General features: G+C 68.3%; 26 protein-coding genes and 1 pseudogene. 16 read left to right on the top strand and 11 right to left on the bottom strand.

Annotated features, from left to right (window positions below):
* Positions 1 to 26 precede the first annotated feature (26 nt).
* Entirely contained in the window at positions 27 to 1,136 is a 1,110-nt protein-coding gene (locus tag ACW176_RS03645; RefSeq protein ID WP_492110926.1) for a CobW family GTP-binding protein, read from the top strand.
* A gap of 82 nt (positions 1,137 to 1,218) precedes the next feature.
* Entirely contained in the window at positions 1,219 to 1,380 is a 162-nt protein-coding gene (locus ACW176_RS03640; protein WP_492110925.1) for a hypothetical protein, read from the top strand.
* Here ACW176_RS03640 and ACW176_RS03635 read toward each other — a convergent pair.
* From ACW176_RS03635 to ACW176_RS03620, 4 genes are all read right to left on the bottom strand, one after another.
* Positions 1,373 to 2,515, bottom strand: coding sequence for an acyltransferase family protein (locus ACW176_RS03635; protein ID WP_492110924.1), 1,143 nt, complete (start codon positions 2,513 to 2,515; stop codon positions 1,373 to 1,375). The genes ACW176_RS03640 and ACW176_RS03635 overlap by 8 nt on opposite strands.
* 60 nt (positions 2,516 to 2,575) lie before the next feature.
* The gene (locus ACW176_RS03630; protein WP_492110923.1) at positions 2,576 to 3,670 is read right to left on the bottom strand and encodes an endo-1,4-beta-xylanase; all 1,095 of its coding nucleotides are present in this window, start codon (positions 3,668 to 3,670) and stop codon (positions 2,576 to 2,578) included.
* Positions 3,667 to 4,503 carry a WecB/TagA/CpsF family glycosyltransferase gene (locus ACW176_RS03625; protein ID WP_492110922.1) on the bottom strand — a complete coding sequence of 279 codons (837 nt, stop codon included), beginning with the start codon at positions 4,501 to 4,503 and terminating at the stop codon, positions 3,667 to 3,669. The genes ACW176_RS03630 and ACW176_RS03625 overlap by 4 nt, the downstream gene beginning before the upstream one ends.
* 210 nt (positions 4,504 to 4,713) lie before the next feature.
* Positions 4,714 to 5,163 carry a biopolymer transporter ExbD gene (locus ACW176_RS03620; RefSeq protein ID WP_492110921.1) on the bottom strand — a complete coding sequence of 150 codons (450 nt, stop codon included), beginning with the start codon at positions 5,161 to 5,163 and terminating at the stop codon, positions 4,714 to 4,716.
* 222 nt (positions 5,164 to 5,385) lie between these two features.
* On the opposite strand from ACW176_RS03620, the gene ACW176_RS03615 reads away from it, so the two are divergent.
* Positions 5,386 to 6,417, top strand: a complete 1,032-nt coding sequence (locus ACW176_RS03615; protein ID WP_492110920.1) for a WD40 repeat domain-containing protein — start codon at positions 5,386 to 5,388, stop codon at positions 6,415 to 6,417.
* Between the two features lie 7 nt (positions 6,418 to 6,424).
* Here ACW176_RS03615 and ACW176_RS03610 read toward each other — a convergent pair whose 3' ends face one another.
* Positions 6,425 to 7,087, bottom strand: a complete 663-nt coding sequence (locus ACW176_RS03610; protein ID WP_419318981.1) for a nitroreductase — start codon at positions 7,085 to 7,087, stop codon at positions 6,425 to 6,427.
* 98 nt (positions 7,088 to 7,185) lie between these two features.
* Here ACW176_RS03610 and mtgA point away from each other — a divergent pair, with 98 nt between their 5' ends.
* Entirely contained in the window at positions 7,186 to 7,875 is a 690-nt protein-coding gene (gene mtgA / locus ACW176_RS03605) for a monofunctional biosynthetic peptidoglycan transglycosylase (RefSeq protein WP_419321502.1), read from the top strand.
* A 27-nt stretch (positions 7,876 to 7,902) separates the two neighbouring features.
* Positions 7,903 to 8,451, top strand: a complete 549-nt coding sequence (locus ACW176_RS03600; RefSeq protein ID WP_492110919.1) for a GNAT family N-acetyltransferase — start codon at positions 7,903 to 7,905, stop codon at positions 8,449 to 8,451.
* A gap of 3 nt (positions 8,452 to 8,454) precedes the next feature.
* Here ACW176_RS03600 and ACW176_RS03595 read toward each other — a convergent pair whose 3' ends face one another.
* Positions 8,455 to 9,270 carry a LytTR family transcriptional regulator DNA-binding domain-containing protein gene (locus tag ACW176_RS03595; protein ID WP_492110918.1) on the bottom strand — a complete coding sequence of 272 codons (816 nt, stop codon included), beginning with the start codon at positions 9,268 to 9,270 and terminating at the stop codon, positions 8,455 to 8,457.
* Between the two features lie 80 nt (positions 9,271 to 9,350).
* Here ACW176_RS03595 and ACW176_RS03590 point away from each other — a divergent pair, with 80 nt between their 5' ends.
* The gene (locus ACW176_RS03590; protein ID WP_492110917.1) at positions 9,351 to 9,902 is read left to right on the top strand and encodes a DUF2306 domain-containing protein; all 552 of its coding nucleotides are present in this window, start codon (positions 9,351 to 9,353) and stop codon (positions 9,900 to 9,902) included.
* Between the two features lie 236 nt (positions 9,903 to 10,138).
* Here the strand turns inward: ACW176_RS03590 and ACW176_RS03585 are convergent.
* Positions 10,139 to 10,314: pseudogene (locus ACW176_RS03585) on the bottom strand (hypothetical protein).
* A 698-nt stretch (positions 10,315 to 11,012) separates the two neighbouring features.
* On the opposite strand from ACW176_RS03585, the gene ACW176_RS03580 reads away from it, so the two are divergent.
* Positions 11,013 to 11,711: a TetR/AcrR family transcriptional regulator gene (locus ACW176_RS03580; RefSeq protein WP_419318975.1), complete on the top strand. Its 699-nt coding sequence runs from the start codon at positions 11,013 to 11,015 to the stop codon at positions 11,709 to 11,711.
* A gap of 14 nt (positions 11,712 to 11,725) precedes the next feature.
* Here the strand turns inward: ACW176_RS03580 and ACW176_RS03575 are convergent, their stop codons facing one another.
* Positions 11,726 to 12,322 carry a DNA-3-methyladenine glycosylase I gene (locus ACW176_RS03575; RefSeq protein WP_492110916.1) on the bottom strand — a complete coding sequence of 199 codons (597 nt, stop codon included), beginning with the start codon at positions 12,320 to 12,322 and terminating at the stop codon, positions 11,726 to 11,728.
* A 55-nt stretch (positions 12,323 to 12,377) separates the two neighbouring features.
* Positions 12,378 to 13,187 carry a CAF17-like 4Fe-4S cluster assembly/insertion protein YgfZ gene (gene ygfZ / locus ACW176_RS03570; protein ID WP_492110915.1) on the bottom strand — a complete coding sequence of 270 codons (810 nt, stop codon included), beginning with the start codon at positions 13,185 to 13,187 and terminating at the stop codon, positions 12,378 to 12,380.
* Positions 13,188 to 13,296: 109 nt separating this feature from the next.
* On the opposite strand from ygfZ, the gene ACW176_RS03565 reads away from it, so the two are divergent.
* From ACW176_RS03565 to ACW176_RS03550, 4 genes are all read left to right on the top strand, one after another.
* Entirely contained in the window at positions 13,297 to 14,457 is a 1,161-nt protein-coding gene (locus ACW176_RS03565) for a glycosyltransferase family 9 protein (RefSeq protein ID WP_492110914.1), read from the top strand.
* Positions 14,458 to 14,582: 125 nt separating this feature from the next.
* Positions 14,583 to 14,927: a YciI family protein gene (locus ACW176_RS03560; protein WP_492110913.1), complete on the top strand. Its 345-nt coding sequence runs from the start codon at positions 14,583 to 14,585 to the stop codon at positions 14,925 to 14,927.
* Between the two features lie 6 nt (positions 14,928 to 14,933).
* Entirely contained in the window at positions 14,934 to 16,166 is a 1,233-nt protein-coding gene (locus ACW176_RS03555; RefSeq protein WP_492110912.1) for an RNA polymerase sigma factor, read from the top strand.
* Between the two features lie 32 nt (positions 16,167 to 16,198).
* Positions 16,199 to 17,992, top strand: a complete 1,794-nt coding sequence (locus ACW176_RS03550) for a feruloyl-CoA synthase (RefSeq protein WP_492110911.1) — start codon at positions 16,199 to 16,201, stop codon at positions 17,990 to 17,992.
* A gap of 96 nt (positions 17,993 to 18,088) precedes the next feature.
* On the opposite strand, the gene ACW176_RS03545 is transcribed toward ACW176_RS03550, so the two are convergent.
* Positions 18,089 to 18,802: a lysoplasmalogenase gene (locus ACW176_RS03545; RefSeq protein ID WP_492110910.1), complete on the bottom strand. Its 714-nt coding sequence runs from the start codon at positions 18,800 to 18,802 to the stop codon at positions 18,089 to 18,091.
* Between the two features lie 136 nt (positions 18,803 to 18,938).
* On the opposite strand from ACW176_RS03545, the gene ACW176_RS03540 reads away from it, so the two are divergent.
* Entirely contained in the window at positions 18,939 to 20,480 is a 1,542-nt protein-coding gene (locus ACW176_RS03540; protein ID WP_492110909.1) for an acetolactate synthase large subunit, read from the top strand.
* A 7-nt stretch (positions 20,481 to 20,487) separates the two neighbouring features.
* Positions 20,488 to 21,165 (top strand): nitroreductase family protein, encoded by a 678-nt coding sequence (locus tag ACW176_RS03535; protein ID WP_419318966.1) that lies wholly within the window; start codon positions 20,488 to 20,490, stop codon positions 21,163 to 21,165.
* Positions 21,166 to 21,261: 96 nt separating this feature from the next.
* On the opposite strand, the gene ACW176_RS03530 is transcribed toward ACW176_RS03535, so the two are convergent.
* Positions 21,262 to 22,602 (bottom strand): hypothetical protein, encoded by a 1,341-nt coding sequence (locus tag ACW176_RS03530; protein WP_492110908.1) that lies wholly within the window; start codon positions 22,600 to 22,602, stop codon positions 21,262 to 21,264.
* Positions 22,603 to 22,710: 108 nt separating this feature from the next.
* Here ACW176_RS03530 and ACW176_RS03525 point away from each other — a divergent pair, with 108 nt between their 5' ends.
* The 3 genes from ACW176_RS03525 to ACW176_RS03515 are packed head-to-tail and all read left to right on the top strand — an operon-like array spanning position 22,711 to position 25,044.
* Positions 22,711 to 23,802, top strand: a complete 1,092-nt coding sequence (locus tag ACW176_RS03525; protein ID WP_492056336.1) for an MBL fold metallo-hydrolase — start codon at positions 22,711 to 22,713, stop codon at positions 23,800 to 23,802.
* Positions 23,803 to 23,833: 31 nt separating this feature from the next.
* Complete coding sequence (locus tag ACW176_RS03520; RefSeq protein WP_492110907.1) at positions 23,834 to 24,277, top strand: MarR family winged helix-turn-helix transcriptional regulator; 444 nt, start codon at positions 23,834 to 23,836, stop codon at positions 24,275 to 24,277.
* Positions 24,274 to 25,044: an enoyl-CoA hydratase gene (locus ACW176_RS03515; protein ID WP_419318962.1), complete on the top strand. Its 771-nt coding sequence runs from the start codon at positions 24,274 to 24,276 to the stop codon at positions 25,042 to 25,044. Before ACW176_RS03520 ends, ACW176_RS03515 begins: the two co-directional genes overlap by 4 nt.
* Positions 25,045 to 25,159 lie beyond the last annotated feature (115 nt).

Genomic DNA, 25,159 nt, shown 5'->3' with positions numbered 1-25,159 from the left:
GGCGCTTGACCCCCTAAATAGCGGCCATGACCCAGACTCCCGCTCCTACCGGCAAGATCCCCGTCACCGTGCTGACCGGCTATCTCGGCGCCGGCAAGACCACCCTGCTCAACCGCATCCTCACCGAGGCGCACGGGAAGCGCTATGCCGTGATCGTCAACGAGTTTGGCGAGGTCGGTATCGACAACGATCTGGTGGTCGGAGCGGATGAAGAAATCTTCGAGATGAACAACGGCTGTGTCTGCTGCACGGTGCGCGGCGACCTGATCCGGGTTCTCTCAGGCCTGATGAAGCGGAAAGGCGGCTTCGACGCCATCATCGTCGAGACCACCGGCCTGGCCGATCCTGGCCCGGTGGCCCAGACCTTCTTCGTCGACGAGGACGTCAAGGCCCGCACCCAGCTGGATTCGGTCACCGCCGTTGTCGACGCCAAGCACATCATGCTGCGGCTGGGCGACAGCCGCGAAGCCGTCGAGCAGATCGCCTTTGCCGACCAGATCGTGCTGAACAAGACCGACCTGGTCTCGGAAGACGACTTGCGCCATGTCGAGGCCAGGATCCGCCGCATCAATCCGCTGGCTCCGATCCACCGCGCCCAGCGCTCGAACGTCCCGCTGGACGCCATCCTGGGCAAGCACAGCTTCGACCTGGAGCGGATCACCGATCTGGAGCCCCACTTCCTCAATCCGGCCCACGGCGAAGCTGGCCATGTCCATGATGAGCACTGCAGCCATGACCATGGGCATGATCACGGGCACGTGCACGACGAGCATTGCGGGCATGATCACCACGGTCACGACCATCATCATGGCCATGACCAGGCCAGCGCCATCCACGATGACGGCGTCAAGGGTATCTCCCTGACGCTGGACAAGCCCGTGGACGGCCAGAAGATCACCGTCTGGCTCAACGACCTGCTGGCTCGTCGCGGCCCCGACATCCTGCGCGCCAAGGGCATCATCGACGTCCAGGGCGAGGAGCGCCGCCTGGTCTTCCAGGCCGTGCACATGATCCTGGAAGGCGACTTCCAGCGTCCCTGGACCGACAAGGACAAGCGCTACAGCCGCATGGTCTTCATCGGTCGCGACCTGGACGAGGCCGAGCTGAAGGCCGGCTTCGAGGCCTGCGCCGCCTAACTGGCCCGAGCCTTGCGATCCTCACTCCAGAACACCGGCGTTCCGAGCCAAATTGGAACGCCGGCTTCGAGGAGCGGGGAAGATGACGAAGATTCTCGATGCAACCGGTCGTGTGGCCACGGGTCTGGGCCTGGCCGCCAGCGTTCTGGTGTGGCTGCTGATGCTGCCGCTGTGTGCGGTGGCCTTCGTGCTGGCCTCGGCTTTCGGGCCCCCGACGGAACGTCAGGCTCGGGAAGCTAGCTGACCGCCTCGGCCGCGCGGTCCGGGGGGATCCGCGCGGCGTTCGACTCGGGCGCGCGTTTCGGCGTGACCCAGGGCTTGAGCTTCTGGGCGGGTGTGAAGACGAAGCGATAGCTGAGCTCGGCGAAGATCCACGACAGGGCGACCACGAAGGGCAGGGCCTGCAGCTGGGTGATCCGGGGGGCGCTCTCGATGATTCCCGTGAAGCCCACGATCATGCCGCCCAGGGTCAGGGCCAGCATGTGCCAGAGATAGGCGGCATAGGACCGCCGACCCATCCAGCGCAGCGGCGCGATCTCCAGAAGCTTGACTAGACCGCCCAGTTGCGGGGCGACGACCAGCGGCAGGATGATGCCGACCAGGGCCAGGCCCTGGACTGAATAGCGCAGGGTCTCGCGGAAGACCGGGTCGCGATAGGCCAGGGACGCCAGCATCAGCGCGCAACCGGTCGCGAAGACCAGCCAGGCGCGCCGCTTCACGAAGTTCATGGCCGCGGGCCAGGCGCGGTCGATGACTGCGGCCAGGCAGCCCCAGGCAATCGAGTCGATCCGGCTCTCGGTGGCCTTGTAGGTATAGACCTCGGGCACGTGCAGTACGGTCAGGGCGTAGGTTCGCCAGACGGCCGCCCCGATGATCGCCACCAGAAACAGCACCGCCATGCGCCGTGGAACAAAGCCGCACAGCAGCAGGGCCAGCGGCATGACGAGATAGAAGTGCTCCTCGACCGCCAGCGACCACAGATGGCCGGTCACGGCGCAGTTGGCGCAGTCGCCCATCCCGCTGATGATGTAATAGTTGGTCCAGTAGGTCAGGCCGGCCAGGGCCTGCAGGGGCTGCATCGGCTGGTTCAGCAGTGGGCCGACGATGAAGGTCAGCACCAGCAGAAGCACCAGCATCTCGGGCAGCAGGCGCAGGGTCCGGCGGCCGTAGAAGCGCAGCAGGTCGACGCCGCCGTTGGCGTCGCGCTCGGCCCACAGCAGGCGGGTGATCAGAAAGCCGCTGATGAAGAAGAAGATGGTCACGCCCATTCCGCCAGGGATCAGATCGCCCAGGCCGACATGGCCCAGGATCACCATGCTGACCGAGGCCGCCCTCAGCCCGTCCAGGCCGGCGACATAGTCCTTGTGATGACCGCTCATGGGCGACCCCTCCGCGCAACGTGCGGTCGAAGCTAAGGCCCTAGTCTTAAAAAAACGGGATCAGCGGCCCTGGAGGACGTCGACCAGGGTCCAGAAGGTTTCCTTCGGGCGGCCCATGTCGTCGAACAGCAGCGGCTGGTCGGTCTTGTCCTTGACCCAGCTGGCGTTGCGCAGCCACGAGTCGGCGTCGCGGACGCCCCAGATGGTGAAGGCGAACTGCTGCTTTTCGGGCAGGGCGACGAAAGACTCCATCGCCTCGCGATACAGGCGCAGCTGGCTGGCCTGCTTGTCGGCCCGCGACTTCAGGCTGACGCCTTCGGTCTGGAACGAGACATCGATCTCCGACAGGTGGATCGGCAGGCCCAGGCTGGCCAGATCGCGCATGGCTTCGGTGATCTTGCCCGGTGGCAGGTCGACATCGATGTGGGTCTGGTTGCCGATGCCGTCGATCTTCACGCCGCGCTTCAGCATGTCCTCGATCAGCTTCAGGAAGGTCCGCCGCTTATGCGGCTTGCTCTCCAGATGGTACTCGTTGACGAACAGCAGGGCGTCTGGATCGGCGGCGTGGGCCTCTTCGTGGGCCCGGATGAAGTGGCCTTCCTGCCCCAGATTCTCTGTCCAGAACGACTCGCGCAGGGAAACGCCGTCATCGGCGACCGGCTCGTTGACCACGTCCCAGCTGCGCGCCAGGCCCTTGTAGCGACCCGCGACCGCCTGGATGTAGCTGGCATAGGCCCTGTCGAAGGCCCGCTTGTCGCCGACCAGTTTCTGGAAGGCGACTGGCTTGTCGATGTACCAGATCAGGGTGTGGCCATGCAGGGCCTGGTTGTTGGCCTTGCAGAAGTCGGCGATGCGATCACCGCCCTCGAAGCGCAGGGAGCCATCCTGTTGCAGGATGTACTCCATCTTCATTTCGAAGCCGGCGGTGATCTGCGAGAACTGGCTGCTGGCCGCAGCGTCGAAACCGGGGCGGCCAAACTCGTCCGAGACGATCTCCGTCCCGATCCGGAACGGCGCCAGGTCGCGCAACAATGGCACAGGTCCGTTGCGGACCGGCGAGGCGGGATCGGCCGAAGCGCCCTTGCCGCAGGCGGCCAGCGCCAGGGTCGAGGCCAGCAGCGACCGTCGTGACAGTCGTCCGGCCGCCGGGATCATCGCAGGACGCCGCGCGGTTCGGCGGCGGTGACGGGCGAGTTGACCTGGGCCGCCGCGACGCCCAGGGCGAGGACGGCGAACAGCATGGCGCATTCCGCATAGCGCACGGCCAGGCGGCGCGGGTCGTTGGCCAGGCGCCAGAACCATTCCAGCTTGCCGCGCTGCATCCATTGCGGGGCGCGGCGCGCCTGGCCGGAGATGAAGTCCAGGGCGGCGCCGACGCAGATGAAGCCCACGCCCGGGCAGCGGGCGGCCAAGGCGTCCGCCAGGATCTCCTGCTTGGGCGCGCCCAGCGAGACAAAGCAGATGCGGGCGTCGGAAGCGTTGATGCGCTGGGCCATCGCGTCGAGATCCATGGCGGCCAGCATGGCCGGGCCATTGCCCGCAGGCAACATCGGAGCTTCAGCGCCGGCGATCTTCAGACCCTGGAAGCGCTCGGTCAGCTTTTCGAGCGCGCTGACCTGGGCCTTGGGGCCAGGACCGACAAAATAGACGCCCAGATTGCGCTCAGCGGCGGCGCGGCACAGGGGCTCGACCAGATCGGCGCCTGTGGCGCGCTCCAGCTTGGCGTTCTTGCGGCCGGCCAGCCACACGACAGGCCAACCGTCGGCGGTAACATAGGTGGCGCGGCGATAGACGGCCCGGAAGGCGTCATTGGAGGCCAGCTTGACCAGGTGGTCGAGATTGACGGTGAAGAGCGTAAAGCCTTCGCCGCGCTCGGCGCGACGGACGGCTTCATCGGCGGCGGTGGCCAGGGTCGGCAGGTTGATCCGCACGCCTTCGATCGAAACGCCTTGGGGGGCGGATTTCGCCTGGTTCCACTCGCTGAGCATTCGGCTCTCCCTGGTCTCCGCCGGGGGGCCGCTCCTGTCCGGAAACGGGACGCCCCAGGCCTCTTGGGAGGGACGGTTTCAAACGTCGTGCCGTACGCGACCGCCGGCTCGCCCGGCGCGCGTTTTCTGCTGAAGGGAAGAGCGCAAAGAAAAAACCCCGGAAGCGGTGCTTCCGGGGCTCTTCGAATTTCAGGCTGTCGCCGAAGATCCTTAGTGGATGTCTTCGTTGATCAGACCGACCTTGTACCAGCCGGCGGTCTGCAGCTGGTTCAGCACGCCCATGAAGTCGGCGTACAGCACGTCGGCGTCAGCGCGGATCATAACGCGCTGGTCGTCCTTCGGGCCAGCCTGATCGGTCGCGGTGAACTTGGCGTCCAGATCGAACTCGAGATTGTCGAGGCTGGTTTGCTTGTCCGCGATGAACAGCGCGCCCGACTTCTGGATCGAGATGAACACCGGCTCCTTCGGCTTGGGCGCGTTGGGCGGCGGAATGGTCGCGGGGGGCAGGTCGACCTTGATCGCCACGGTGGCCATCGGCACCGCGACCATGAAGATGATGAGCAGAACGAGAAGAATGTCCACGAAAGGCGTGACGTTGATCTCGGAGTTCTGATTCAGCGAGTAGCGACCGCCGCCGCCGCCAGCAAGTTTAGCCGCCATAGCCTGACTGTCTCCCAAGGGCCGCGTCACTCGCGGTCCCGCAATTGTTAGGTCGCCACGTCTGGCTCAGACGGACGAGGAAGTAAAGCCCGACGTGGCGGCGCTATGGCAACTCCTTTTTGAGTCTTTCTGGCCGAACGGCGTTCGCCCCCGTCAGGGCGCCGGGCGACGTCGGGCGCCATCCGGCTAGGCGCCAGGGCCCTGTCGGGGTATGGCGCGGGCATGATTTTTTCCTTCGACGCCTTTGTCACCGCTGCCCTTTTCGACCGCGACGGTCGCGCCGCCTTCGCCCTGGGCGACGGCACGGTTCGGCTTGAGGCCGGTGACGGCTATGTCACCGTGGAAGCCCATGGCGGGCCCATGGGCGCCGCCGTGCTCAGCGCCGTTGTGCATCCCTCGGGGCAGGGCCTTGTCACCGGCGGCGACGACGGCCGCGTGGTCTGGAGCCGAATCGAGGGGGGCGAGGTGGTCGCCACCGTCCTGGCCGAGTTGAAAGGCAAGTGGATCGAGCATCTGGCCGCCAGTCCCGCCTCGGGGCTGATCGCCTTCACCGCCGGTCGCGAGGCCCATGTGCTGGACATTGCCGATCCCGCCTTTTCCCGCGTCTTCGCCCACGAGAAGACGGTGTCGGGTCTGGCCTTCGACCCCAAGGGTCGACGCCTGGCCACGGCGGCCTATGGCGGCGCCCAGCTGTGGTGGGCCAGGATCGAGCAGCAGAAGCCGCAGATTCTGAAATGGGCCGGCAGCCACATCGCCGTCGCCTTCAGCCCGGACGGCAAGTTCCTGGTCTCGTCGATGCAGGAGAACCAGCTGCACGGCTGGCGTCTGTCGGACGGCAAGGACATGCGGATGGGCGGCTATCCGGCCAAGATCAAGAGCGTGGCCTTCTTCGACAAGGGCGCCCTGCTGGTCACGGCCGGCGCCAATGGCGCGGTGGTCTGGCCGTTCGCCGGGGCCAGCGGCCCGATGGGCAAGGAAGCCGCCGAGATCGGCTTCTCGCGTGATTCGATGGTGGTCCGGGTGGCGGGTCTCGAAGCCCTGCCGGTCGCGTTCGCCGGCCAGGACAACGGCAAGATCTGGGCGGCGCACATGCGCAACGGCCGGATCGAGACCCTGAAGGCCGAGAAGGGAGCCGCGATCAGCGCCCTCTCGGTATCTCCAGATGGTCAGCGCCTCGCCTGGGGCGACGAGGACGGCGAGGCCGGGGTGATCACGATCCCGGACATCACCGGTCCGCGCCAGTTCGCGGGCTAGGCGGCGCTCAGAACCCCTTCAGTTCGCCCCATGCCTCGAACGGGTCGCGGCGCGAGCGCCAGTTGTTCACCGGCGCGGTCTCGTCGCGATAGCCGAGCGCCATGCCGGAAAACAGCATGTGGCCCTCGGGCAGGCCGACATGCTGGTCGACCACCTGGTGATAGTGCGACCAGAACTCCTGGGCGCAGGTGTCCAGGCCGCGCTCGACGGCCAGCAGCATCAGGGTCTGCATGAACATGCCCAGGTCGCTCCACTGCGGTGGGCCGCAGCGGCGGTCGACCGAGAAGAACAGCAGCACCGGCGCGCCAAAGCCCTGGCCGTTGCTGGCGAACCACTGGAGACGAGCAAGCTTGTCTTCGCGCGGGATGTTCAGCGCGCCATAGAGGTCCTCGCCCACCTGGAAGCGCCGGCTGCGCAGGGGCTCCCACAGGTTGGCGGGATAGACGTCGTATTCGGGGGTGTCGGGCGAGGCCACGCGCTGCTGCATGGTTTCCAGCAGGGCGGCGCGCGGCGCGCCGGTGATGGCCTGAACCCGCCAAGGCTGGAGGTTGCCGCCGGACGGCGCGCGGGCGGCGGCTTCCAGGAGCTCGCGCAGCACGGCGGCGTCCACCGGATCCGATTTGAAGGCGCGCACCGACATGCGGCGGTTGACGGCGTCTAGGACATCCATGCCAAAGCTCCCTGGGCAGGTCGATCATGCCCCCGCGACAGGGACGTTGTCAGTCGCTAGCATCCGGCCGCAGCGTCAAGACAAGTCGGTTTGGTGATATTCGGGGGCGATCCGTGAAGCTGGTGCGGAATATCTTTCTGGCGCTGTTCATCGTGCTGGTGGCCGGGCCGGTGCTGGCGGTGATCGTGTTCCGCTTTGTGCCGCCGCCGGTAACGCCGCTGATGGTCATCCGCGCCGTCGAGGGCAAGGGCCTGGACCATCGCTGGCGGTCGATCGACAAGGTCTCGCCGGCCCTGCCCCGCGCCCTGATCGCCGCCGAGGACGCCAAGTTCTGCGACCATCATGGCTTCGACTTCGAGGCCCTGCAGAAGGCCTACGCCAATAACGAGAAGGGCCGGAAGATCCGCGGCGGCTCCACCATCAGCCAGCAGACCGCCAAGAACGTCTTTCTGTGGCCGGGGCGCTCCTATGTCCGCAAGGGGCTGGAGGCCTGGTTCACGGTGCTGATCGAGACCTTCTGGGGCAAGAAGCGGATCATGGAGGTCTATCTGAACTCCATCGAATACGGCCCCGGCATCTATGGGGCCGAGGCCGCCTCGCGGCGCTATTTCGGGATCGGGGCCGACAAGCTGTCCTCCGCCCAGGCCGCCCGCCTCGCCGCCATCCTGCCCAGCCCGCTGAAATGGAAGGTGGTCAAGCCGGGCAAATATGTCGCCAAACGCTCGCGCAAGATCACTGCGGCGTCTGGAACCGTGAGACGCGAGGGCCTGGCGGCCTGCGTCGTCTGAAGACGAGACGTCAGGGAAGGACACATCATGCGCGTCGCACCGGGTCCCACGCTTGAAACCCAGCGGCTCATCCTGCGTCCCACCGCCGAGGGGGATCTGGAGGGCTGGGCCGGTATGATGGCCGACGCCGAGGCGGCGCGGTTCATCGGTGGCCTGCAGCCCCGTTCCAGCGCCTGGCGCGGCATGGCCTCGATGGCCGGGTCCTGGAGCCTGAAGGGCTTTGGCATGTTTTCGGTGATCGAGAAGTCCAGCGGCCAGTGGCTGGGCCGGATCGGCCCGTGGCAGCCCGAGGACTGGCCCGGAACCGAGGTCGGCTGGGGCCTGACCCGCGCCGCCTGGGGCCAGGGCTATGCCGTCGAGGCCGCGACCGCGACCATCGACTGGGCGTTCGACCAGCTGGGCTGGGACGAGGTCATTCACTGCATCGACCCTGAGAACACGCCCTCCCAGAAGGTCGCCGAGCGGCTGGGCTCATCCAATCGCGGCCGTGGGCAACTTCCGGCGCCGTTCGCCGACCATGTCATCGATATCTGGGGCCAGACCCGCGACGCATGGCGGGCGCGGCGCAAGGGCTGAGCCCTAGAACCATCCCGCCTCCCTCAACGCCTTGGCATAGGCCCGGCTGACCGGCGCCTCGACCCCGCCCTGCAGGGTCAGGGTCGCCCGGCCGTCGCCGCGCCGGGCGTCTTCCACCGCATCCCTCGCCACCCACCAGGAGCGGTGGGTCTGGGCGCCTTCGATGCCTTCCAGCTCGGCGACCGCGTCCGACAGCCGCATCAGGATCAGGTCCTCGCCCTTCGAGGTGTGCAGGCGCAGATAGTGATCCTCGGCTTCGACGGCGAGGATTCGGGCGCCGCGCAGGCGGGGCGGCAGGCGGTCCAGAAAGCGCGGGGCGGCCGCGCCGACGGGGGCGGCGTGGGTCTCGGCGGGCCGGCGCTGGACCAGGAAATTCAGCCCGGTCATCGCCGTCGTGATGATGAATACCGGGGCCAGATAGACGGGCAGGGCCTGCGGGCGCGGCGGGCCGTGGAACATCAGCTCGGTGACCAGCCAGACCACGACGGTGAACGGCAGGGTGATGCCGATGGCGATCAGGCCGCCATACAGCCAGGGGCGGGCGTCGGCCCGGCCGTCGCGGCCGACCAGCTGGCTGACTCCGGTGCCGACCACTGCGCCGGCCACGCAAAGGCCCACCCAGTAGATCAGCCTCATCGGCAGCGGCGCCTGGCCCGAGCCGAACGCGCCGATCAGGGCCAGGAACAGTCCGGCGCAGGCCGAGACCGCAAAACCGCGTCGGGCCTCGGGACTGGTCAGCGCCGTTCGCGAAGCGTGAACGGCGTCCGCCAGCCGTTCACGAAAGCGGGGCGGCGACTGACGCAACGGCGATTGAGGCACGGGAGGGACGGCTCCAGGAACGGGGTGTCGACGGAACGGATAGCGCCATGGGGCGGCGCCGTCGCGAAATGGAGATGAAGATGGCCGATCAAAACATGTCAATGCGCCGGGCCTCCCTGGGCGGTCGTTTCGGTGTTGTGGCCCTGGGCCTCGTCACCCTGGCGATCCTGGCGGCCAATCCCGGCGTGCTGGCCACGCCGCTGCGGGTGCTGGAGCGCGCCGGCTTTCAGCCCCATGCGCCGGACCTGTCGCTGCTGGCCGCCGCGCCGCTGGTCATCCAGCTGCACATCGCCGGCGCCGTGACCGCCTTCCTGATCGGCGCGGTGCTGCTGACCGGGGTCAAGGGCACGGGCCTGCACAAGGGGCTGGGCTGGACCTGGGTGGCCGCCATGACCCTGACGGCGATCAGCTCGCTGTTCATCCAGACCATCCGCCCGGGCCATTTCAGCTTCATCCACCTGCTCAGCGGCTGGACCCTGATCGCCCTGCCCATGGCCATCTTCGCCATCAAGCGCGGCAAGGTTCGCCAGCATGCGCGCAACATGACGGGCATGTTCGTCGGCGGCCTGCTGATCGCCGGCCTGTTTACCTTCATGCCCGGCCGCCTGATGTGGCGCGTGTTCCTGGGCTGACGGCGCGGTTTGCCGGCTTCACGCGGTTTGCCGCTGAAGGGATGGAAAGGGTCGCGGAGCGTCCGGACCACGTCCGGATGAGAAATAGAAAATACCGTTTCGACGAAGCCGTCCGCTCCGCGTGATCGTTATCCGTCAGCGTCCCGTCAGGTGGCCCTGTTCAGGCCTTACCGGGAGCCAGCCCTTCGCGTTTCCGCAAAAAGCCGGCGGTCGAGGCGGGCGAGCCAAGCGAATGACTAATGAACACACCCGTCTGTCCTCATCCACGCCGACGGCGGGCGGGTCTGGCCAGCAACCAGGTCCCCGGACCGGTCGAGTATCCCCCTCGACCCCAGCCCCGCTCGATCACCCCCCGCCGCCGCAATGGTCGCTGGCCTTGCGCCCTTTCCTCGCGACGAGGTGGGACAAGAATACGGGAGGTTTCGGCGCGTCTGATTGGCGCGATCGATTATTTCGTAGTGCGTTGATCGGGCTGAAGTTTGTTTCCGAAAGAACGGGGATATGGCGCCGCCAACCCCCATACCCTCCCGTCATTCCCGCCCTTGTGGCGGGAACCCCTCTGTCCGCCGCAGGTGCGGAAGGGGCAAAGTGCGCGCGCACTTCGCTTGCGCTTCACGTGTCAGCTGAACCAGGGGTTCCCGCCACAAGGGCGGGAATGACGGTGATGTATTGGATGGGCGCAAGCCCACCTTCGCGCCGAGAGGGAGCCATCCTTAAATCTCGCGGCGAGACGATCGCTGGTCTGGAAAGGTCACTCCGCCGACACCGCCCTCCGGGCGGCCGCTCCGCAGCGGCGAAGCCGTCCTTGACTGACCTTTCCAGACCAGCACGCTGCAGCCTCCAAGAGATTTAAGGATGAGCGGGACGCGGGGCGTCCGCTTGCGTGAGGGGAGGCAAAGCGTGCTTTCGACCCAAAGCGGACGTTCTGAACCCCTCTCTCATAGAGAGAGGGGCTCCGAGGGCCGAAACCCACCCACAACTGCCGTTCAGCACGTCCGCTGTCACCGCCCATCAGCGCTCGACCACGCCTCGCTCGGGCCTTCCGCCTTGCCACGCTCCCCCGGATGCGCCATCCGGGGGCAGCGCAATCAAGGCAGGCAAGAGAGTCGAATGACCGCAGCCAAGCCCCGCGCCCGTCCCGGCGGGCGGGGTCGACCGTCCAAGGCCAAGGGTCTGGACCTGAAGGAAACCATCCTCGACGCGGCCGAGGGCCTGTTCGCGCGTCACGGCTTCTATGGCGTGACCACCCGGCAGGTGGCGGCTGAGGCCGGGGTCGATACGGCGCTGATCCACTATTATTTCGGGGCCAAGCGCGAGCTGTTCGACGCGGTGTTCCTGCGCCGGGCCGAGATCCTCAACCAGGCGCGCCTGGCCTCGATGGACCTCTATGTGAAGACCCATGCCGGGGCCATGACTGTGGAGGGCGTGATCGAGGCCTTCATCGAGCCGCTGCTGCGGATCTCCCAGGACGGCGGGCGGGGCTGGAAGAACTATTTCGTGCTGGTCGCCCAGGTCAACAACACCCCGGTCTGGGGCGGTGAGACCATGACCCGGTTCTTTGATCCGGTGGTCCATCGGCTGGTCGAGACCCTGAAGGCGGCGCGGCCGGACGCCGACTATGGCGATCTGTACTGGTGCTACCAGTTCCTGACCGGCTCGATGATGCTGGCCCTGTCGGAGACGGGTCGGATCGACTCGCTGTCGGACGGCGAGTGTCATTCCACCGATCTGGAGGCCGTGCGCCGCCGCCTGTTTGCCTATTGCGCCGCCGGTTTCGAGAGCGTGATCGCTCGCGCCGCCAAAGGGTAGGCGATCGGCAAGGTTCAGCCCTGCCGCGCCATCGCCCGACACGCATCATGCCGGTAGCAGGTCGTCAGGTGATCGTTGACCAGCCCCGTCGCCTGCATGAACGCATAGACGATCACCGGCCCGCAGAACTTGAAGCCCCTGGCCTTCAGCGCCTTGGCCACCTCATCGCCCAGCGGCGTGCGGGCCGGGGTGCCGGTCTGGCTGGTCCAGGCGCTCTGCACCGGGGCGCCGCCGACCATTTCCCAGAGCATCTCGCTCAGATCCTCGCCGCGCTCACGCATGTCCAGATAGATCCGCGCCCCGCTGATCGCCGCGTCGATCTTGGCGTTGGAGCGGACGATGCCGGCATCGCTCATCAGCCGCGCCCGGTCGGCCTCGCCAAAGCGGGCGACGATCTCGGGGTCGAAATCGGCGAAAGCGGCCCGGAACGCGTCGCGCTTGCGCAGGATGGTGATCCACGACAGGCCGGCCTGGAAGCCGTCGAGGACGAGCTTCTCCCACAGGGCGCGGGAGTCGTACTCGGGCACGCCCCATTCGGTGTCGTGATAGGCCTCATAGACGGGATCACCCGCCATGCCCTTCCAGGTGGTGCAGCGTTGCAGCTCGGTCATGCGGTCAAGCTTGGCGCAACGGCGCGGCGATTTCCAGAACTTTTCGTGAACAGGCTCAGGCGGCGGGCATCCAGCCGGGCCAGTCGACGCTGACCGGTCGCCCGTCCACGGTGAGGCCGCCGGCTTCGATGCGGTCCAGCCGCAGGCTCGCCATGGCGCGGCCGTCTCGACCCGACAGCACCTCGCCGGCGCGAAGCTCGCCCGTCAGCACCTCGGACCCGAAGGCCGGGGCCGGGCCGTCGAAGGTGATCGGCAGCATGCGGGTCTTGATCGTGCCGCGCCGCTTCATGCGGCTGGTGGTTTCCTGGCCGACAAAACAGCCCTTCTTGAAGTCGATGCCGTTCAGCAGGTCGAAATTGGCCTCGATCGGATAGGTCTTGTCGCTGAGCCAGTCGGCCGGACCCGGGACGCCCAGGGCCAGACGGTGAGCGTCATAGGCGCCCTCGTCCGCCGTCGGGGCGGCGGCCAGGCCATAGGCGCGGGCGCCCAGCTGTGGCGTGCGCGGGTCGCGATAGAAGCCGTCATCGGCCTTCAGGGTTTCGTCGGCCGGCCAAAGGGCGGTGACGGTCAGGTCGCTGGCGGCGATCTCGACCTTGGCCCGCAGGCGATACATCGTCAGGCGCAGGATGATGGCCTCGCGATGCTGGGCGGCCACGTCCAGCAGGGCGCCGCCTTCCGTTCCGGCGATGAACAGGTCGTACAGCAGCCGGCCCTGCGGGGTGAGGATGGCGCCCAGCCGCAGCTCGCCGACCGCCAGGGTCTCGACATCCTGGGTGATCAGGCCCTGCAGGAAGGATCGCCAGTTGGGGCCGCTGACGGCGATCACGGCGCGGGAGGTCAGCTGGGCGAGGGCGGGCGTCGTCATCCCCTACATGTGGCGTGCGACAGCGTGTCGCGCCAGAGGGGAGATATACGGAAACTTCAGCAGTCATCGTGGGATGCGCCGACTCGACGATGGCCCTATAGGTGGGCCGATGACACAGCGGGCCTTCCCGATTCTTTTCATCACCGCCACGCGGATCGGCGACGCTGTGCTGTCGTCCGGCCTGATCCGCATGCTGGCCGACGAAATTCCCAATGCCCGCTTCACCATCGTCGCCGGCCCCCTGGCTGCGCCGCTGTTCGCCCATGTGCCCGGCCTGGACCGGGTGATCGTCATGGAGAAGGGCAAGGGCAAGGGCCACTGGTTCAAGCTGTGGAACCAGGTGCGCCACACGAAGTGGAGCCTGATCGTCGATCTGCGCGGTTCGGGCACGGCCCTGTTCCTGCGCCGCGACAAGCGGGCGATCTGGAAGAAGATCCCCGGCGAGGTCGTTCACAAGGTGATCGACGCGGCCCGGGTGCTGAAGCTGGAAGGCGCGCCGCCGGCTCCGCATCTCTACATCACCCCTGAGGTCCAGGCCCTGGCCGACCAGATGCTGGCGACCAAGCCGGGCGAGGTCGCCGGACCCCTGCTGGCCATGGGTCCCGCCGCCAACTGGGTGGGCAAGGTCTGGCCGATCGAGCGCTTCGCCCAGACGGCCGGCCAGCTGCTGGGTCCCGACGGCCCGATGGCCGGTGGCCGCCTGCTGATCCTGGGCGGCCCCGAAGACACCCGCATGGTCGAGGAGCTGCGCATGGCCTCGGCCCGCGGCCGCTGCGTGGACCTGACGGGCAAGGTCGATCTGCTGACCGCCTATGCCTGCCTGAAACGCGCCGACCTGTTCATCGGCAATGATTCTGGCCTGATGCACATCGCCGCCGCCGCCGGCACGCCGACCATCGGCCTGTTTGGCCCCTCCGACGAGCGCCGCTATGCCCCCTGGGGGCCGCTGACCCGCGCCGTGCGGGGGCCTCGCGCCTTCGAGCAGTTCCTGGCCGTGGATCCTGACCTGTCGCAAGCCATCCGCCACATGAGCGACCTGCCGGTGGCGACCGTGGTCAAGGCGGCCAAGGCGCTGCTGGCCGAGGCGAAGACGGCGGGGGAGGCTGCGGTGGTGGTCGAGCCAGAACCGGAAGCGGTCGAGCCGGACGTCGCGGCCGAGGCCTTCGAGCCGGAGATCATCCTGCCTGCCGCTCGCCCGCCGGAGACCGAGGTCGAGGAGGCCGAGCCGGAAGCCGTCGACCCGCAGGCCGAGAGCGGCCCCAACCCCTAGCCGCGACCCCCGCGTTTTGCGGCGCCCCTCGACATTTCTCCCGGTCCCCTGTCGAATCCCGCCGACCTCGCGCGTCTGGGCCCTGAAGGCGGCGCGTGTTGCGCTAGCCCGCTGGGAGACCCGCCATGAAGTACATGCTGCTGATCTATGAGAACGAGGCCAACTACGCCGGCGAGGCGGGTGAAAAGCTGCTCGCGGATATCATCGCCGGACACCACGCCTTCACAGCGGAACTTGTCGCCTCGGGCATTGACTGGAGCGGCTCGGAACTGGCCCCGACCTTCAGCGCCGCCACGGTAGGCAAGGACGGCGTGGTCCATGACGGCCCGTTCGCCGAGACCCATGAGCAGCTGGGCGGCTACTACATGGTCGATGTGGCCGACCGCGAGGCGGCCGTCGGCTGGGCCCGGAAGGTTCCACTGTCGCCCGGCGGCAAGGTCGAGGTCCGGCCGACCGGACCGAACTGCTAAGCGCTGATGCCCGATCCAGGTCTCCTCGACCGGGTGGCGCGCGAGAGCGGCGGGCGGATCATCGCCTATCTGGCCGCGGGCTTCCGCGATCTGGACCTGGCCGAGGAGGCCTTCGCCGAGGCCTGCGCCCGGGCCGTCCCGGCGTGGGCCCAGGCCGAGCCGCGCGATCCGGCCGCCTGGCTCTACGCCACCGCCCGGCGCTACGCCCTGGACATGATCCGTAGGCGAACGGTTCGCGAAAGACTGGCGCTTGACCCGCCCACGCCGGAGCGCTCGGCCGAAGACAGGCTGGTGTCCGACGACGCCCTGATCCCCGACGAGCGGCTGAAGCTGATCTTTGTCTGCTGCCATCCGGTCGTGCCGCCCGAGGCCCGCGCCGCCCTGACCCTGCGGCTGGTCTGCGGCTTGAGCGTGCAGGAGATCGCCCGGGCCTTTCTGGTGTCGGAGCCGGCCCTGTTCCAGCGCCTGACCCGCGCCAAGAAGAAGATCGCCCAGGCCGGCGTCGCCTTCGAGGCGCCCGGTCCGGAAGCCTGGCCCGAGCGGCTTTCCGCCGTGCTCTCGACCCTTGAGGTCGCCTACGCCAGGGCCCACGGCGACGCGGCCGGGGCGGGGCCCCACGCCGGCTATGCCCGCGAGATGCTGGACCTGACGGCGGTGCTGGTCGAGCTCTTGCCGGACGAGCCCGAATGCCTGGGGCTGGCGGCCATGGTGCGCTACGCCGAGGCGCGGCGTCCGGCCCGACTGGACGAGACCGGCGCCATGGTTCCCCTGTCGGAGCAGGACCCGGCCCTGTGGCGCAGGCCCCTGATCGCCGAGGCCGAACGCCTGCTGCGCCGCGCTGCTGATCTGGACCGTCCCGGCCCTCGCCAGCTTCAGGCGGCGATCCATGCCGTCTGGTGCGGCCGCAAGAGCCTGGCCGAGCCGCCGCGCTGGGCCGCCGTGCTGCGCCTCTATGACGCCCTGCTGGTCTGGCGCGATGACGCGGTGGTGCGGCTGAACCGGGCCGTCGCCCTGGCCGAGGTGGCCGGTCCGGAGGCGGCCCTGGCCCAGGTCGGGGGGCTGGATCCGGCTGGGCTGACGGCGTTTTCGCCCTTCCATGCCGTCCGCGCCGACCTGCTGGCGCGCCTGGATCGGCCCGCCGAGGCGCGCGAGGCCTATGACAGCGCCTTGGCCCTGGATCCGGGTCCCGCCGAGCGGCTTTGGCTGCAGCGTCGCCGCGCCGCGCTCGCAACGGATTGAACAACCTTATGAGGCGCGGGATAACAGCGCCCATGGACGGATCATCTGCCGCTACGGCCCCCTTTCGCGACGCCCGCTATGCGCCGCGCGCCCTTGAGTTCGAACAGCGCGGCGTCGCGCTGATCCTGCGCAATCCCATGCCCTATTCCGACGCGGTCCAGACCGTGACCGCGCCTCTGGCCCGCTGGTCCGTCGAAGCGCCCGACCGGGTCTGGCTGGCGGAGCGGGCCAATGGGGGTGGGGGCGAGGGTTGGCGGACCGTGACCTTTGCCGAGGCCAGGACGAAGATCGAAGCCCTGGCCGGCGGACTGAAGTCCCTGGGCCTGGGTCCGGGCAAGCCGCTGCTGATCCTGGCCCGCAACACCATCGACCACGCTCTGATCGGCTATGCCGCCATGAGCCTGGGCGCGCCGATCTCACCGGTGTCGCCGCAGTACGGTCTGGCGGGCGCCGACCTCTCGCGGCTGGCTTTCGCGGTCGAGCGGCTGAAGCCGGCGGCGGTCTATGCCGATGACGCGACCGCCTTCGCGGGCGCGCTGGAGGCGCCGTTCCTGGCGGGGTTGCCGGTGATCGCCAGTCTCAATCCGGCCGGCCACCACATCCCGTTCACCGATCTGCTGGACGCCCCGCCCGTGGCGCCGCTCTGCCAGCCCGCTGACGTCGCCAAGCTGCTGCTGACCTCGGGCTCGACGGGCAAGCCGAAAGCGGTGATCTGCACCCACGCCAATATCGCGCTGAACGCCGCCCAGATCGAGGCCTGCTACGCCGACCCCGAGCCGCCGGTGCTGGTCAATTCTGCGCCGTGGAGCCACAGCCTGGGCGCCAACGCCATCCTGCACATGGTGCTGCACCGGGGCGGGACGCTGTATATCGACGCTGGCCAGCCCACGCCTGCGCGCTTTGCCGAGACCCTGCGCAATCTGCGCGAGGTGGCCACCACCTATCACAACATGGTCCCGGCCGGCTGGGGCCTGCTGGTCGGCGAACTGGAGCGTGACGCGGCCCTGGCGGCGAAGTTTTTCGAGAAGGTCCGGGTGCTGCAATATGGCGGCGCCTCGATGGCCCAGTCGATTCTCGACCGCATCCAGGCCGTGGCGGTCCGCACCATCGGCGAGCGGGTCAGCTTCGCGGCCGGCTATGGCGCCACCGAGACGGGGCCGACCGCCTGCAACATCCATTGGCACAACGCCCGCTCGGGCATGGTCGGCCTGCCGACGCCGGGCACGGCGGTGAAACTGGTGCCAGCGGGCGACAAGTTCGAGATCCGGGTCAAGGGACCGCAGGTGTCGCCCGGCTATCTGGATCAGCCCGAAGCCACCCGCGACGCCTTTGATGACGAGGGCTTCTACTGCCTGGGCGACGCCGCGCGGCTGGCCGATCCCGAAGACCCGGCGGCGGGTCTGGTGTTCGACGGGCGCCTGGTCGAGAACTTCAAGCTGGCCAGCGGCACCTTCGTGGCGGCCGGGGCCCTGCGGGTGGCGGCGGTGTCGGCGATCGGCGGCGTGGTGTCTGACGCCCTGGTCTGTGGCGAGGGGCGCGATGGGGTCGGGCTGATGCTGTTCATCGACCCCACCGCCGCCGGGCGACTGGGTGATGCGGCCGCCGTGCGTGCGGCGGTGCGCGAGGGGCTGGAGCGGCTGAACGCTGCAGCCAAGGGCGGCGGCAAGGTGGCCCGCGCCCTGATCCTCGACGGCGCCCCGGACGCGGCCTCGGGCGAGCTGACCGACAAGGGCTATATCAACCAGGCCCTGGCCCGTGACCGGCGTCCTGTCGAGCTCGAGCGATTGTTCGCCGAGGCGCCGGATGACGGGGTGATGGTGTTCTGAGTCGCCTGACCCTCCCTTCTCCCCCTGCGGGAGAAGGTGTCGGCGCAGCCGACGGATGAGGGGTCGATCGGGAGATGGGACGTTACTCTTGCGGCCTTAGCGGGCAGCGCGGTGAGACCCCTCATCCGACCTGCTTTGCAGGCCACCTTCTCCCGCAAGGGGAGAAGGGTTCAGCCCGTGCACCACCCCCACGCAGATCAGCAGCTGCCCGAAATAGTACAGCCCCCACACGCCCAGCCCGGTCAGGAAATTGTCCGGCAGCGGTCCCGACCGCGCGAAGATCAGCAGGTCGGAGACCACGAACATCACCGCGCCGATCCCGACGCGAAAGCGGTGAAAGCGGCTGGTCCAGGCGGTGGCGGCCATCAGCGACAGGCCCAGGGCGTAGAAGGCCACGCCCGGCGCGCCGGCCCGGTCGGCAGGCAGCAGCCAGGCGATGGTGACGGTGGCGGGAACCAGCACGATGGCCAGGGCCAGCTGGCTGCGCGACAGGCTCGGCCGGCGATTGCGCAGATAGAGGCCGATGGCGATCAGGTGTCCGGCCAGAAAGGCCAGGGCCCCGACGGTCAGCCCCATGGCGCCCAGCAGCACGTCGCCCAGCGCGCCGAACGCCATCACCGCGACCAGCAGCCAGCCGTCCAGATCGCGCGCCTTGAGGGCCGCATAGACGGCCAGCAGGCTGACGCCCAGGCCCTTCCAGGTGAGTTCTGCGGCCTGCGGCAGGCCCAGGCCCCAGGCGAAGACATAGCTGATCCCGGCCAGGATCGAGGCGATCAGCACCCAGCGGGCCAGAGTGGTGGATTGCATCATGGTCGTCCCCCTGCCGGCTCGTTCTGTGGCGAGGCTTCGGCGCGTTCAGACTGCTTCAGCTTGTAGGTGATGCGCAACCACCGTTGGCGCGCCGCCCGAAATGTTGGAAGGAAAGGAACACGGTACGGAGAAGACCATGAACGGCGCGGACGCCCTGATCACCACCCTGGCCGATAACGGCGTCACCGCCTGTTTCGCCAATCCCGGCACCAGCGAGATGCAGTTCGTCGCGGCCCTGGACCGCGAGCCCCGCATGCGCTCGATCCTGTGCCTGTTCGAGGGGGTCGCCACCGGCGCGGCCGACGGCTATGGCCGCATGGTCGGCAAGCCCGCCTGCACCCTGCTGCACCTGGGTCCCGGCTACGCCAATGGCGCGGCCAATCTCCATAACGCCAGGCGAGCCTATACGCCGATCGTCAATGTGATCGGCGACCACGCCACCGATCACCGCCAGTACGACGCGCCGCTCAATTCCGACATCGCCGCCCTGGCCGCGCCCAACTCGATCTGGGTCAAGTCGGCCGAGAGCGCCGACCAGGTCGGCGCCCTGGCCGCCGAGGCCGTGGCCGCTAGCTTCGGCGCGCCGGGCGGCAATGCCTGTCTGATCCTGCCCGCCGACAGCGCCTGGAACGAGACCAACGCCGCCGGGCCGGTGATCCAGGCTCCACGTCCGGCCGCGCCTGACGCCGCCGCGGTCGCTGCCGTCGCCGCCGCGATCAAGGCGGCGGCCAAGCCGACCATCCTGCTGGGCTCCAGTGGCTGCGGCGAGGCGGGGATCGCCGCCGCCGGACGCCTGGCCGCTGCGGGCGTCCGTGTGCTGACCGACACCTTCACCGCCCGACAGTCACGGGGCGAGGGCCGGTTCAGACCCGACAAGATGATGTATTTCGGCGAGCAGGCCCTGAAGGACCTGACCGGCGTTGATCTGATCGTGCTGGCCGGGACCAGCCAGCCGGTGGCCTTCTTCGCCTATCCCGACCGCCCCAGCGTGCTGGTTCCGGACGGCTGCGCATTGGAGACCCTGTGCGGTCGCGAGGTCGATGCGCCTGCCGCGCTGAACGCCCTGGCTGACGCCCTGGGCGCACCGGCCCACGGCGCGGTCGAGGCCTATATCGAGCCGGCCGCTCCGGGGGCCAAGTTCGACGCCTGGGCCATGGGGGCCTCGATCGCCCGGCACATGCCGACCGGCGGGATCATTTCCGACGACGCGGTGACCGCCGGCCTGCCGATCTTCACCCAGACCCGCAATGCCCGCGCCCATGACTGGCTGAGCCTGACCGGCGGGGCCATCGGCCAGGGCATTCCGGTTGCGCTCGGCGCCGCGGTGGCCTGCCCGGATCGCAAGGTGCTGAGCCTAAACGGTGACGGCGCGGGCATGTACACGGTGCAGGGCCTGTGGACGATCGCGCGCGAGAAGCTGGACGTCACCGTGGTGATCTTCGCCAACGGGGCCTATCGCATCCTGGGCATCGAGATGGGCCGCACCGGCGGTGGCGAGCCCGGCCCCAAGGCTTCGCGGCTGCTTGACCTGGGCGATCCCCGGATCGACTGGGTGGCTCTGGCCAGCGGCCTGGGCATGCCCGCCGAGCGGGTCGAGACGGCTGAAGCTTTCGATGCGGCCATGGCGCGGGCGATGACGACGCCGGGACCGCACTTCATCGAAGCGGCGATGAAATAGGCGAGCCATGACCACCCAGCCCGACCATCTGCCCCTGCCGGATCGCTGGGAGCTGACCGACGAGCAGATGCTGGAGCGTGCGGAGGCGGCCCTGGCCCGGCTTCGCCGCCGTCACACCATCCGCGCCTTCAGCGACCGTCCCGTGCCGCGGGCGGTGGTCGAACGCTGTATCGCGGCGGCGGCGACAGCGCCCAGCGGCGCCAACCAGCAGCCCTGGCGATTTGTCCTGATTGGGCCGGGGCCTTTGCGGACGGAACTTCGGGCTGCGGCCGAGGCCGAAGAGCGGGAATTCTACGCCGGCCGGGCCGGGGAGGCCTGGCTCGACGCCCTCACGCCCCTGGGCACAGACGCCGACAAGCCGTTCCTTGAAACGGCGCCCTGGCTGATCGCCATCTTCGGCCAGCGGCACGGCGTCGACGCGACGGGCGGCAAGATCAAGCACTATTACGTGCCCGAATCGGTAGGCATTGCGACGGGCTTCCTGATCGCGGCGCTCAACGAGGCGGGTCTGGCGACCCTGACCCACACGCCCAGCCCGATGGGCTTTCTCAACACGGCGCTCGGGCGGCCGGACCATGAAAAGCCCTACATCCTGTTGGTGGTTGGCCACCCGGCGCAGGATGCCACCGTCCCGGCCCACGCCAAGACCAAGCTGGCCCTCGACGAGGTGATGAGCCTGCGCTGAGGGGGCTTTGCCGGACTTCGGGGCCGGACTTCGGACAACAAAAAAGCCCGCCGGGATCGCTCCCGGCGGGCTTGCTGTTTCAGGCTTGCGACCCGATCAGCTCTTCTTGACGTTGGTCGGCAGCTTGCAGCCACCGCCGATGCCCTTGGCCTGCGAGCAGGCGAGGATTTCCTTGGACTTCGGATTGGGCGTGTTGACCGGATAGCTCATCACCCAGCCGGGCAGACCGTCCGAGCAGGCGACTTCGAAATAGCCTTCGGTCTCGTTGCGACCGACCAGGCGGACGCCGGAGACCTCGCACGAGCCCTTGCCAAAGGCCTTGAGATCGGCCGACAGGCGCGGGAACATCGTGTCCTGCTTGGAGAAGCTGCAGCGATAGCCGTTCATCTCGGCGAACAGGCAGTCATAGATGACGGCCGGTCCGGTCGAGAAGATGGCGATCGCGCCGTCCGGACGGTTCTTGCACTTCAGCTCGACGATTTCCTTTTTGGGGTCGGCGCTGGGCAGCATGCCGTACTTTTCGACATCGCAGTTGAAGCCGCCCTTGGTCGACAGCTTGCTGTAGAGGCCGGCCTGCTCGGTCTGGGCCGCGACCGAATCGGTCAGGGTGCAGCCGCCGCCGACAAAGGCGGCCTGGGCGCAGTCGATGGTGCGGGCCAGAGCCCCGCCGGCCGCCGTCTGCTGCAGCATGTAGCCCTTACCGTCGGCGCAGGCGACTTCGAAGTAGTTGTCGGTCTTGGTGCTCAGGACGTAACGCTTGTCCTTCACCTGGCAGGTCTTGCCCGACGCGGCGGTCAGGGTGTCGACGATGGCCAGTTGGGCGGCCTTGTCGGTCAGCTTGCAGCTGACATTGGCGCCGTCTTCGTACAGCAGGCAGCTGCTGGCGACCACTTCGTCAGCCGCATTGGCCGGGGCGCTGGTCTGCAGGATGTAGCCCGTGCCGCCCTTGCAGGCGATTTCGAAGTACGACTTCTTGGCGCCCGAGCCGATGGCGCGAGCGTTTTCGATGTCGCAGGCCACGCCGCCCTTGCTGACGAACGGCTTCATGCCGGCCTTGGGGTCGGCGTTGCCGGGCAGAAGGCAGGCCAGGGCGCTGGGATTGCCGTCAGCGGCCGGCGCGTTGGCTTCCAGGCAGGTGAACACCTGCGGCGGGGTGTCCTTCTTGGCGATCAGCGCAAAGCCGATGCTGTCCTGGCAGGCGACCTCGTAATAGGTGCTCGCGGTTTTCTTGTCCGCGCCGATCAGGCGGGCGTCGGTGACGGTGCAGCCGGTATTGACGGCCTGCATGAGCGCGGGGGCGTCTTTCATGCCCGCTTCACGCGCCTTGGCGTCAATCTTTGGCTTGTCCTTGCTCTCTTTCGGCGCCGAAATGACGGCGGCCGGCACGAGCGCACCGAGCGCGAGGGCGGCAACCAAGCCGATCGCGAATGGCCTCATGGGAAACATCTCCTGGGTGGATTCCTCGCGCGGACATAAGCGCGCCCTTGCGTTGGGGGTCAAGATGTCCTCCCACGTGAGCGAAAACATGGCGGGAAGGGACGACAGATGCGCGACGGACTGGAAGAGGATGAGACGCAGCCCCGTAGGCCCCGGCTGGTCTACCCGTTCGAGACCGTGCCTGAGCAGGGAACCGGCCAGGCCGTCGAGGTGGCGCCGGGCGTTTTGTGGCTGAGGCAGCCGCTGGGCGGCTCGCTGCAATTCATCAATGTCTGGGCCCTAGCCGACGGCGAGGGCTGGGCCATCGTCGATACGGGCCTGCAGACCAAGGAGACCAGCCAGGCCTGGCGGGCCGCCTTCGCCGGCGTGCTGGGCGGCAAGCCGATCACCCGGGTGATCTGCACCCACCTGCACCCCGACCATGTGGGCCTGGCCGGCTGGATCGTGCGCAAGTTCGACTGCCGGCTGTGGATGACCCGCCTGGAGTATTTCCAGTGCCGGATGCTGGTGGCCGACACTGGCCGCGAGGCGCCCGAGGATGGCGTGCGGTTCTTCAAGGCCGCCGGCTGGGACGAGGACGCCATCGAGAACTACAAGGCCCGCTTCGGTGGCTTTGGAAAGGCGATCTACGCCCTGCCCGACAGCTATCGCCGCCTCAGCGACGGCGAGGATTTCGACATCGGTGGCCGCACCTGGCGCGTCGTGACCGGGCAGGGCCATTCGCCCGATCATGCCTGCCTGTGGTGTCCGGAGCTGGACGTGCTGATCAGCGGCGACCAGGTGCTGCCGCGCATCTCGTCCAATGTCTCGGTGTTTCCCACCGAACCCGAAGCCGATCCCCTGAGCGACTGGCTGACCTCGCTGGCCAAGGTCAAGGCGGTGGTTCCCGACAGCGTGCTGGTGCTGCCGGCCCACAATGATCCGTTCCACGGCCTGCATGCGCGGATCGATAACCTGATCGCGGGCCACGAGCGGGGCTTGGCGCGGCTGGAAAAGAAGCTGGTCGAACCCCGGCGCGCGGTCGACACCTTCGGGGCCCTGTTCGCCCGGCCGATCGGTCCCGATCTGCTCGGTATGGCGACGGGCGAGGCCCTGGCCCACCTGAACTGCCTGATGCATCGGGGCGTGGTCCGCCGCGACACCGACGCGGAGGGCGTGGCCTGGTACGGCGCCGTGGAGGTCGTCGAAACAACCGTTTGATATTTCGTGCGCGAAGTATTAGCGTCGCCCAATGCCCGTGCCGCCTGATCGCCGTCTCGTCTTCCTGCTCAACGCCGGCAACCGGCGCGTTCAGCGCTGGATCGAGGCGGCGATGGCGGCCAAGGGCGGGCTGACGGCGGCCCATTCCGGCGTGCTGTTCTTTCTGGGCCAGCGCGACGGCGCCCTGATCGGCGAGGCGGCCGAGGCGCTGGACCTGGCCCCCTCGGCCATGACCGGCCTGATCGACCGCATGACCCGGGTGGATCTGGTCGAGCGCCGCCCCGACCCGGCCGACGGCCGCGCCATGCGGCTGTACCTGACCGAAAAGGGCCGCACGGCGCGCCAGTACGCCAAGGGCGGCCTCGACAGCATCAACGCCAACCTGACCGAGGGCTTCTCGGACGACGAGATCGCCGTGATCGCCCGCTGGCTGATGAGCCTGCAAACCAAGTTCCCCAAAGGAGACGCCGCATGACCGAGCATGTGAAAGTTCAGATCGACGCCGGCGTGATGACCATCACCCTGTCGCGTCCGGAAAAGAAGAACGCCCTCAGCAACGCCATGTACGGGGTGCTGGCCGACAGCCTGGAGCAGGCCGAGACCGACCCCGCCGTGCGGGTGGTGGTGTTCCAGGCCGATGGCGACGCCTTCACGGCCGGCAATGACCTGGCCGACTTCACCGCCCAGGCCACGGGCGGCTTCAGCGGCGAGCGGCATGTGGGGCGGTTCCTCAAGGCGCTGGCCAACGCCACCCGGCCGCTGGTCGCCGCCGTGCATGGCCAGGCCGTCGGCGTGGGCACCACCATGCTGCTGCACTGCGACCTGGTGTTCACCAGCCCTGACGCGCGCCTGACCACGCCCTTCGTCAACCTGGCCCTGGTGCCGGAAGCCGCCTCCAGCTGGCTGCTGCCGGCCCGCATCGGCCATGCCCGCGCCTATGCCATGTTCGCCCTGGGCGAAGCCGTGGACGGCACGACCGCCGCCGCCTGGGGGCTGTCGAACGCGGTGGTTCCGCTGGACGAGCTTCGCGCCCGGGCCCGCGCTTCGGCCGACCAGCTGGCCAAGCGACCGCTGGGGGCCCTGACCACCACCAAGCGCCTGATGCGCGACGCCGAGAAGATCGCCGCCCTGATGGACACCGAAGGCGCCCTGTTCGCCGAACGCCTGCAGACCGCCGAAGCCCGCGAGGCCTTCATGGCCTTCGCCGAGCGGCGGCCGGCCGACTTCAGCAAGGTCGCGTAAGCCTCATAAAGCTTGTCATCCCGGCCGCAGCGAAGCGAAGAGCCGGGACCCAGGGGCCGCTGCACTGCAGTTGCCCCTGGGTCCCGGACAGCCTCTACGAGGCTTCCGGGATGAC

The organism is Caulobacter sp. FV1ye13L (assembly GCF_058681155.1).
This window is presented reverse-complemented; position numbering and strand designations above follow the sequence as displayed.

Excerpts from the sequence above, each read along its gene's own strand:
- ACW176_RS03560 (WP_492110913.1), top strand. The coding sequence starts at position 14,583 with ATGAAGTACATGCTGCTGATCTATGAGAACGAGGCCAACTACGCCGGC.
- ACW176_RS03635 (WP_492110924.1), bottom strand. The coding sequence starts at position 2,515 with ATGAGCGGTCATCACAAGGACTATGTCGCCGGCCTGGACGGGCTGAGG.
- ACW176_RS03540 (WP_492110909.1), top strand. The coding sequence starts at position 18,939 with ATGAACGGCGCGGACGCCCTGATCACCACCCTGGCCGATAACGGCGTC.
- ACW176_RS03555 (WP_492110912.1), top strand. The coding sequence starts at position 14,934 with ATGCCCGATCCAGGTCTCCTCGACCGGGTGGCGCGCGAGAGCGGCGGG.
- ACW176_RS03610 (WP_419318981.1), bottom strand. The coding sequence starts at position 7,087 with ATGGATGTCCTAGACGCCGTCAACCGCCGCATGTCGGTGCGCGCCTTC.
- ACW176_RS03640 (WP_492110925.1), top strand. The coding sequence starts at position 1,219 with ATGACGAAGATTCTCGATGCAACCGGTCGTGTGGCCACGGGTCTGGGC.
- ACW176_RS03550 (WP_492110911.1), top strand. The coding sequence starts at position 16,199 with ATGGACGGATCATCTGCCGCTACGGCCCCCTTTCGCGACGCCCGCTAT.
- ACW176_RS03545 (WP_492110910.1), bottom strand. The coding sequence starts at position 18,802 with ATGATGCAATCCACCACTCTGGCCCGCTGGGTGCTGATCGCCTCGATC.
- ACW176_RS03515 (WP_419318962.1), top strand. The coding sequence starts at position 24,274 with ATGACCGAGCATGTGAAAGTTCAGATCGACGCCGGCGTGATGACCATC.
- ACW176_RS03590 (WP_492110917.1), top strand. The coding sequence starts at position 9,351 with ATGGCCGATCAAAACATGTCAATGCGCCGGGCCTCCCTGGGCGGTCGT.
- ACW176_RS03520 (WP_492110907.1), top strand. The coding sequence starts at position 23,834 with ATGCCCGTGCCGCCTGATCGCCGTCTCGTCTTCCTGCTCAACGCCGGC.
- ACW176_RS03580 (WP_419318975.1), top strand. The coding sequence starts at position 11,013 with ATGACCGCAGCCAAGCCCCGCGCCCGTCCCGGCGGGCGGGGTCGACCG.
- ACW176_RS03615 (WP_492110920.1), top strand. The coding sequence starts at position 5,386 with ATGATTTTTTCCTTCGACGCCTTTGTCACCGCTGCCCTTTTCGACCGC.
- ACW176_RS03645 (WP_492110926.1), top strand. The coding sequence starts at position 27 with ATGACCCAGACTCCCGCTCCTACCGGCAAGATCCCCGTCACCGTGCTG.
- ACW176_RS03565 (WP_492110914.1), top strand. The coding sequence starts at position 13,297 with ATGACACAGCGGGCCTTCCCGATTCTTTTCATCACCGCCACGCGGATC.
- ACW176_RS03620 (WP_492110921.1), bottom strand. The coding sequence starts at position 5,163 with ATGGCGGCTAAACTTGCTGGCGGCGGCGGCGGTCGCTACTCGCTGAAT.
- ACW176_RS03630 (WP_492110923.1), bottom strand. The coding sequence starts at position 3,670 with ATGATCCCGGCGGCCGGACGACTGTCACGACGGTCGCTGCTGGCCTCG.
- ACW176_RS03600 (WP_492110919.1), top strand. The coding sequence starts at position 7,903 with ATGCGCGTCGCACCGGGTCCCACGCTTGAAACCCAGCGGCTCATCCTG.
- ACW176_RS03535 (WP_419318966.1), top strand. The coding sequence starts at position 20,488 with ATGACCACCCAGCCCGACCATCTGCCCCTGCCGGATCGCTGGGAGCTG.
- ACW176_RS03525 (WP_492056336.1), top strand. The coding sequence starts at position 22,711 with ATGCGCGACGGACTGGAAGAGGATGAGACGCAGCCCCGTAGGCCCCGG.
- ACW176_RS03575 (WP_492110916.1), bottom strand. The coding sequence starts at position 12,322 with ATGACCGAGCTGCAACGCTGCACCACCTGGAAGGGCATGGCGGGTGAT.
- ygfZ (WP_492110915.1), bottom strand. The coding sequence starts at position 13,187 with ATGACGACGCCCGCCCTCGCCCAGCTGACCTCCCGCGCCGTGATCGCC.
- ACW176_RS03625 (WP_492110922.1), bottom strand. The coding sequence starts at position 4,503 with ATGCTCAGCGAGTGGAACCAGGCGAAATCCGCCCCCCAAGGCGTTTCG.
- ACW176_RS03530 (WP_492110908.1), bottom strand. The coding sequence starts at position 22,602 with ATGAGGCCATTCGCGATCGGCTTGGTTGCCGCCCTCGCGCTCGGTGCG.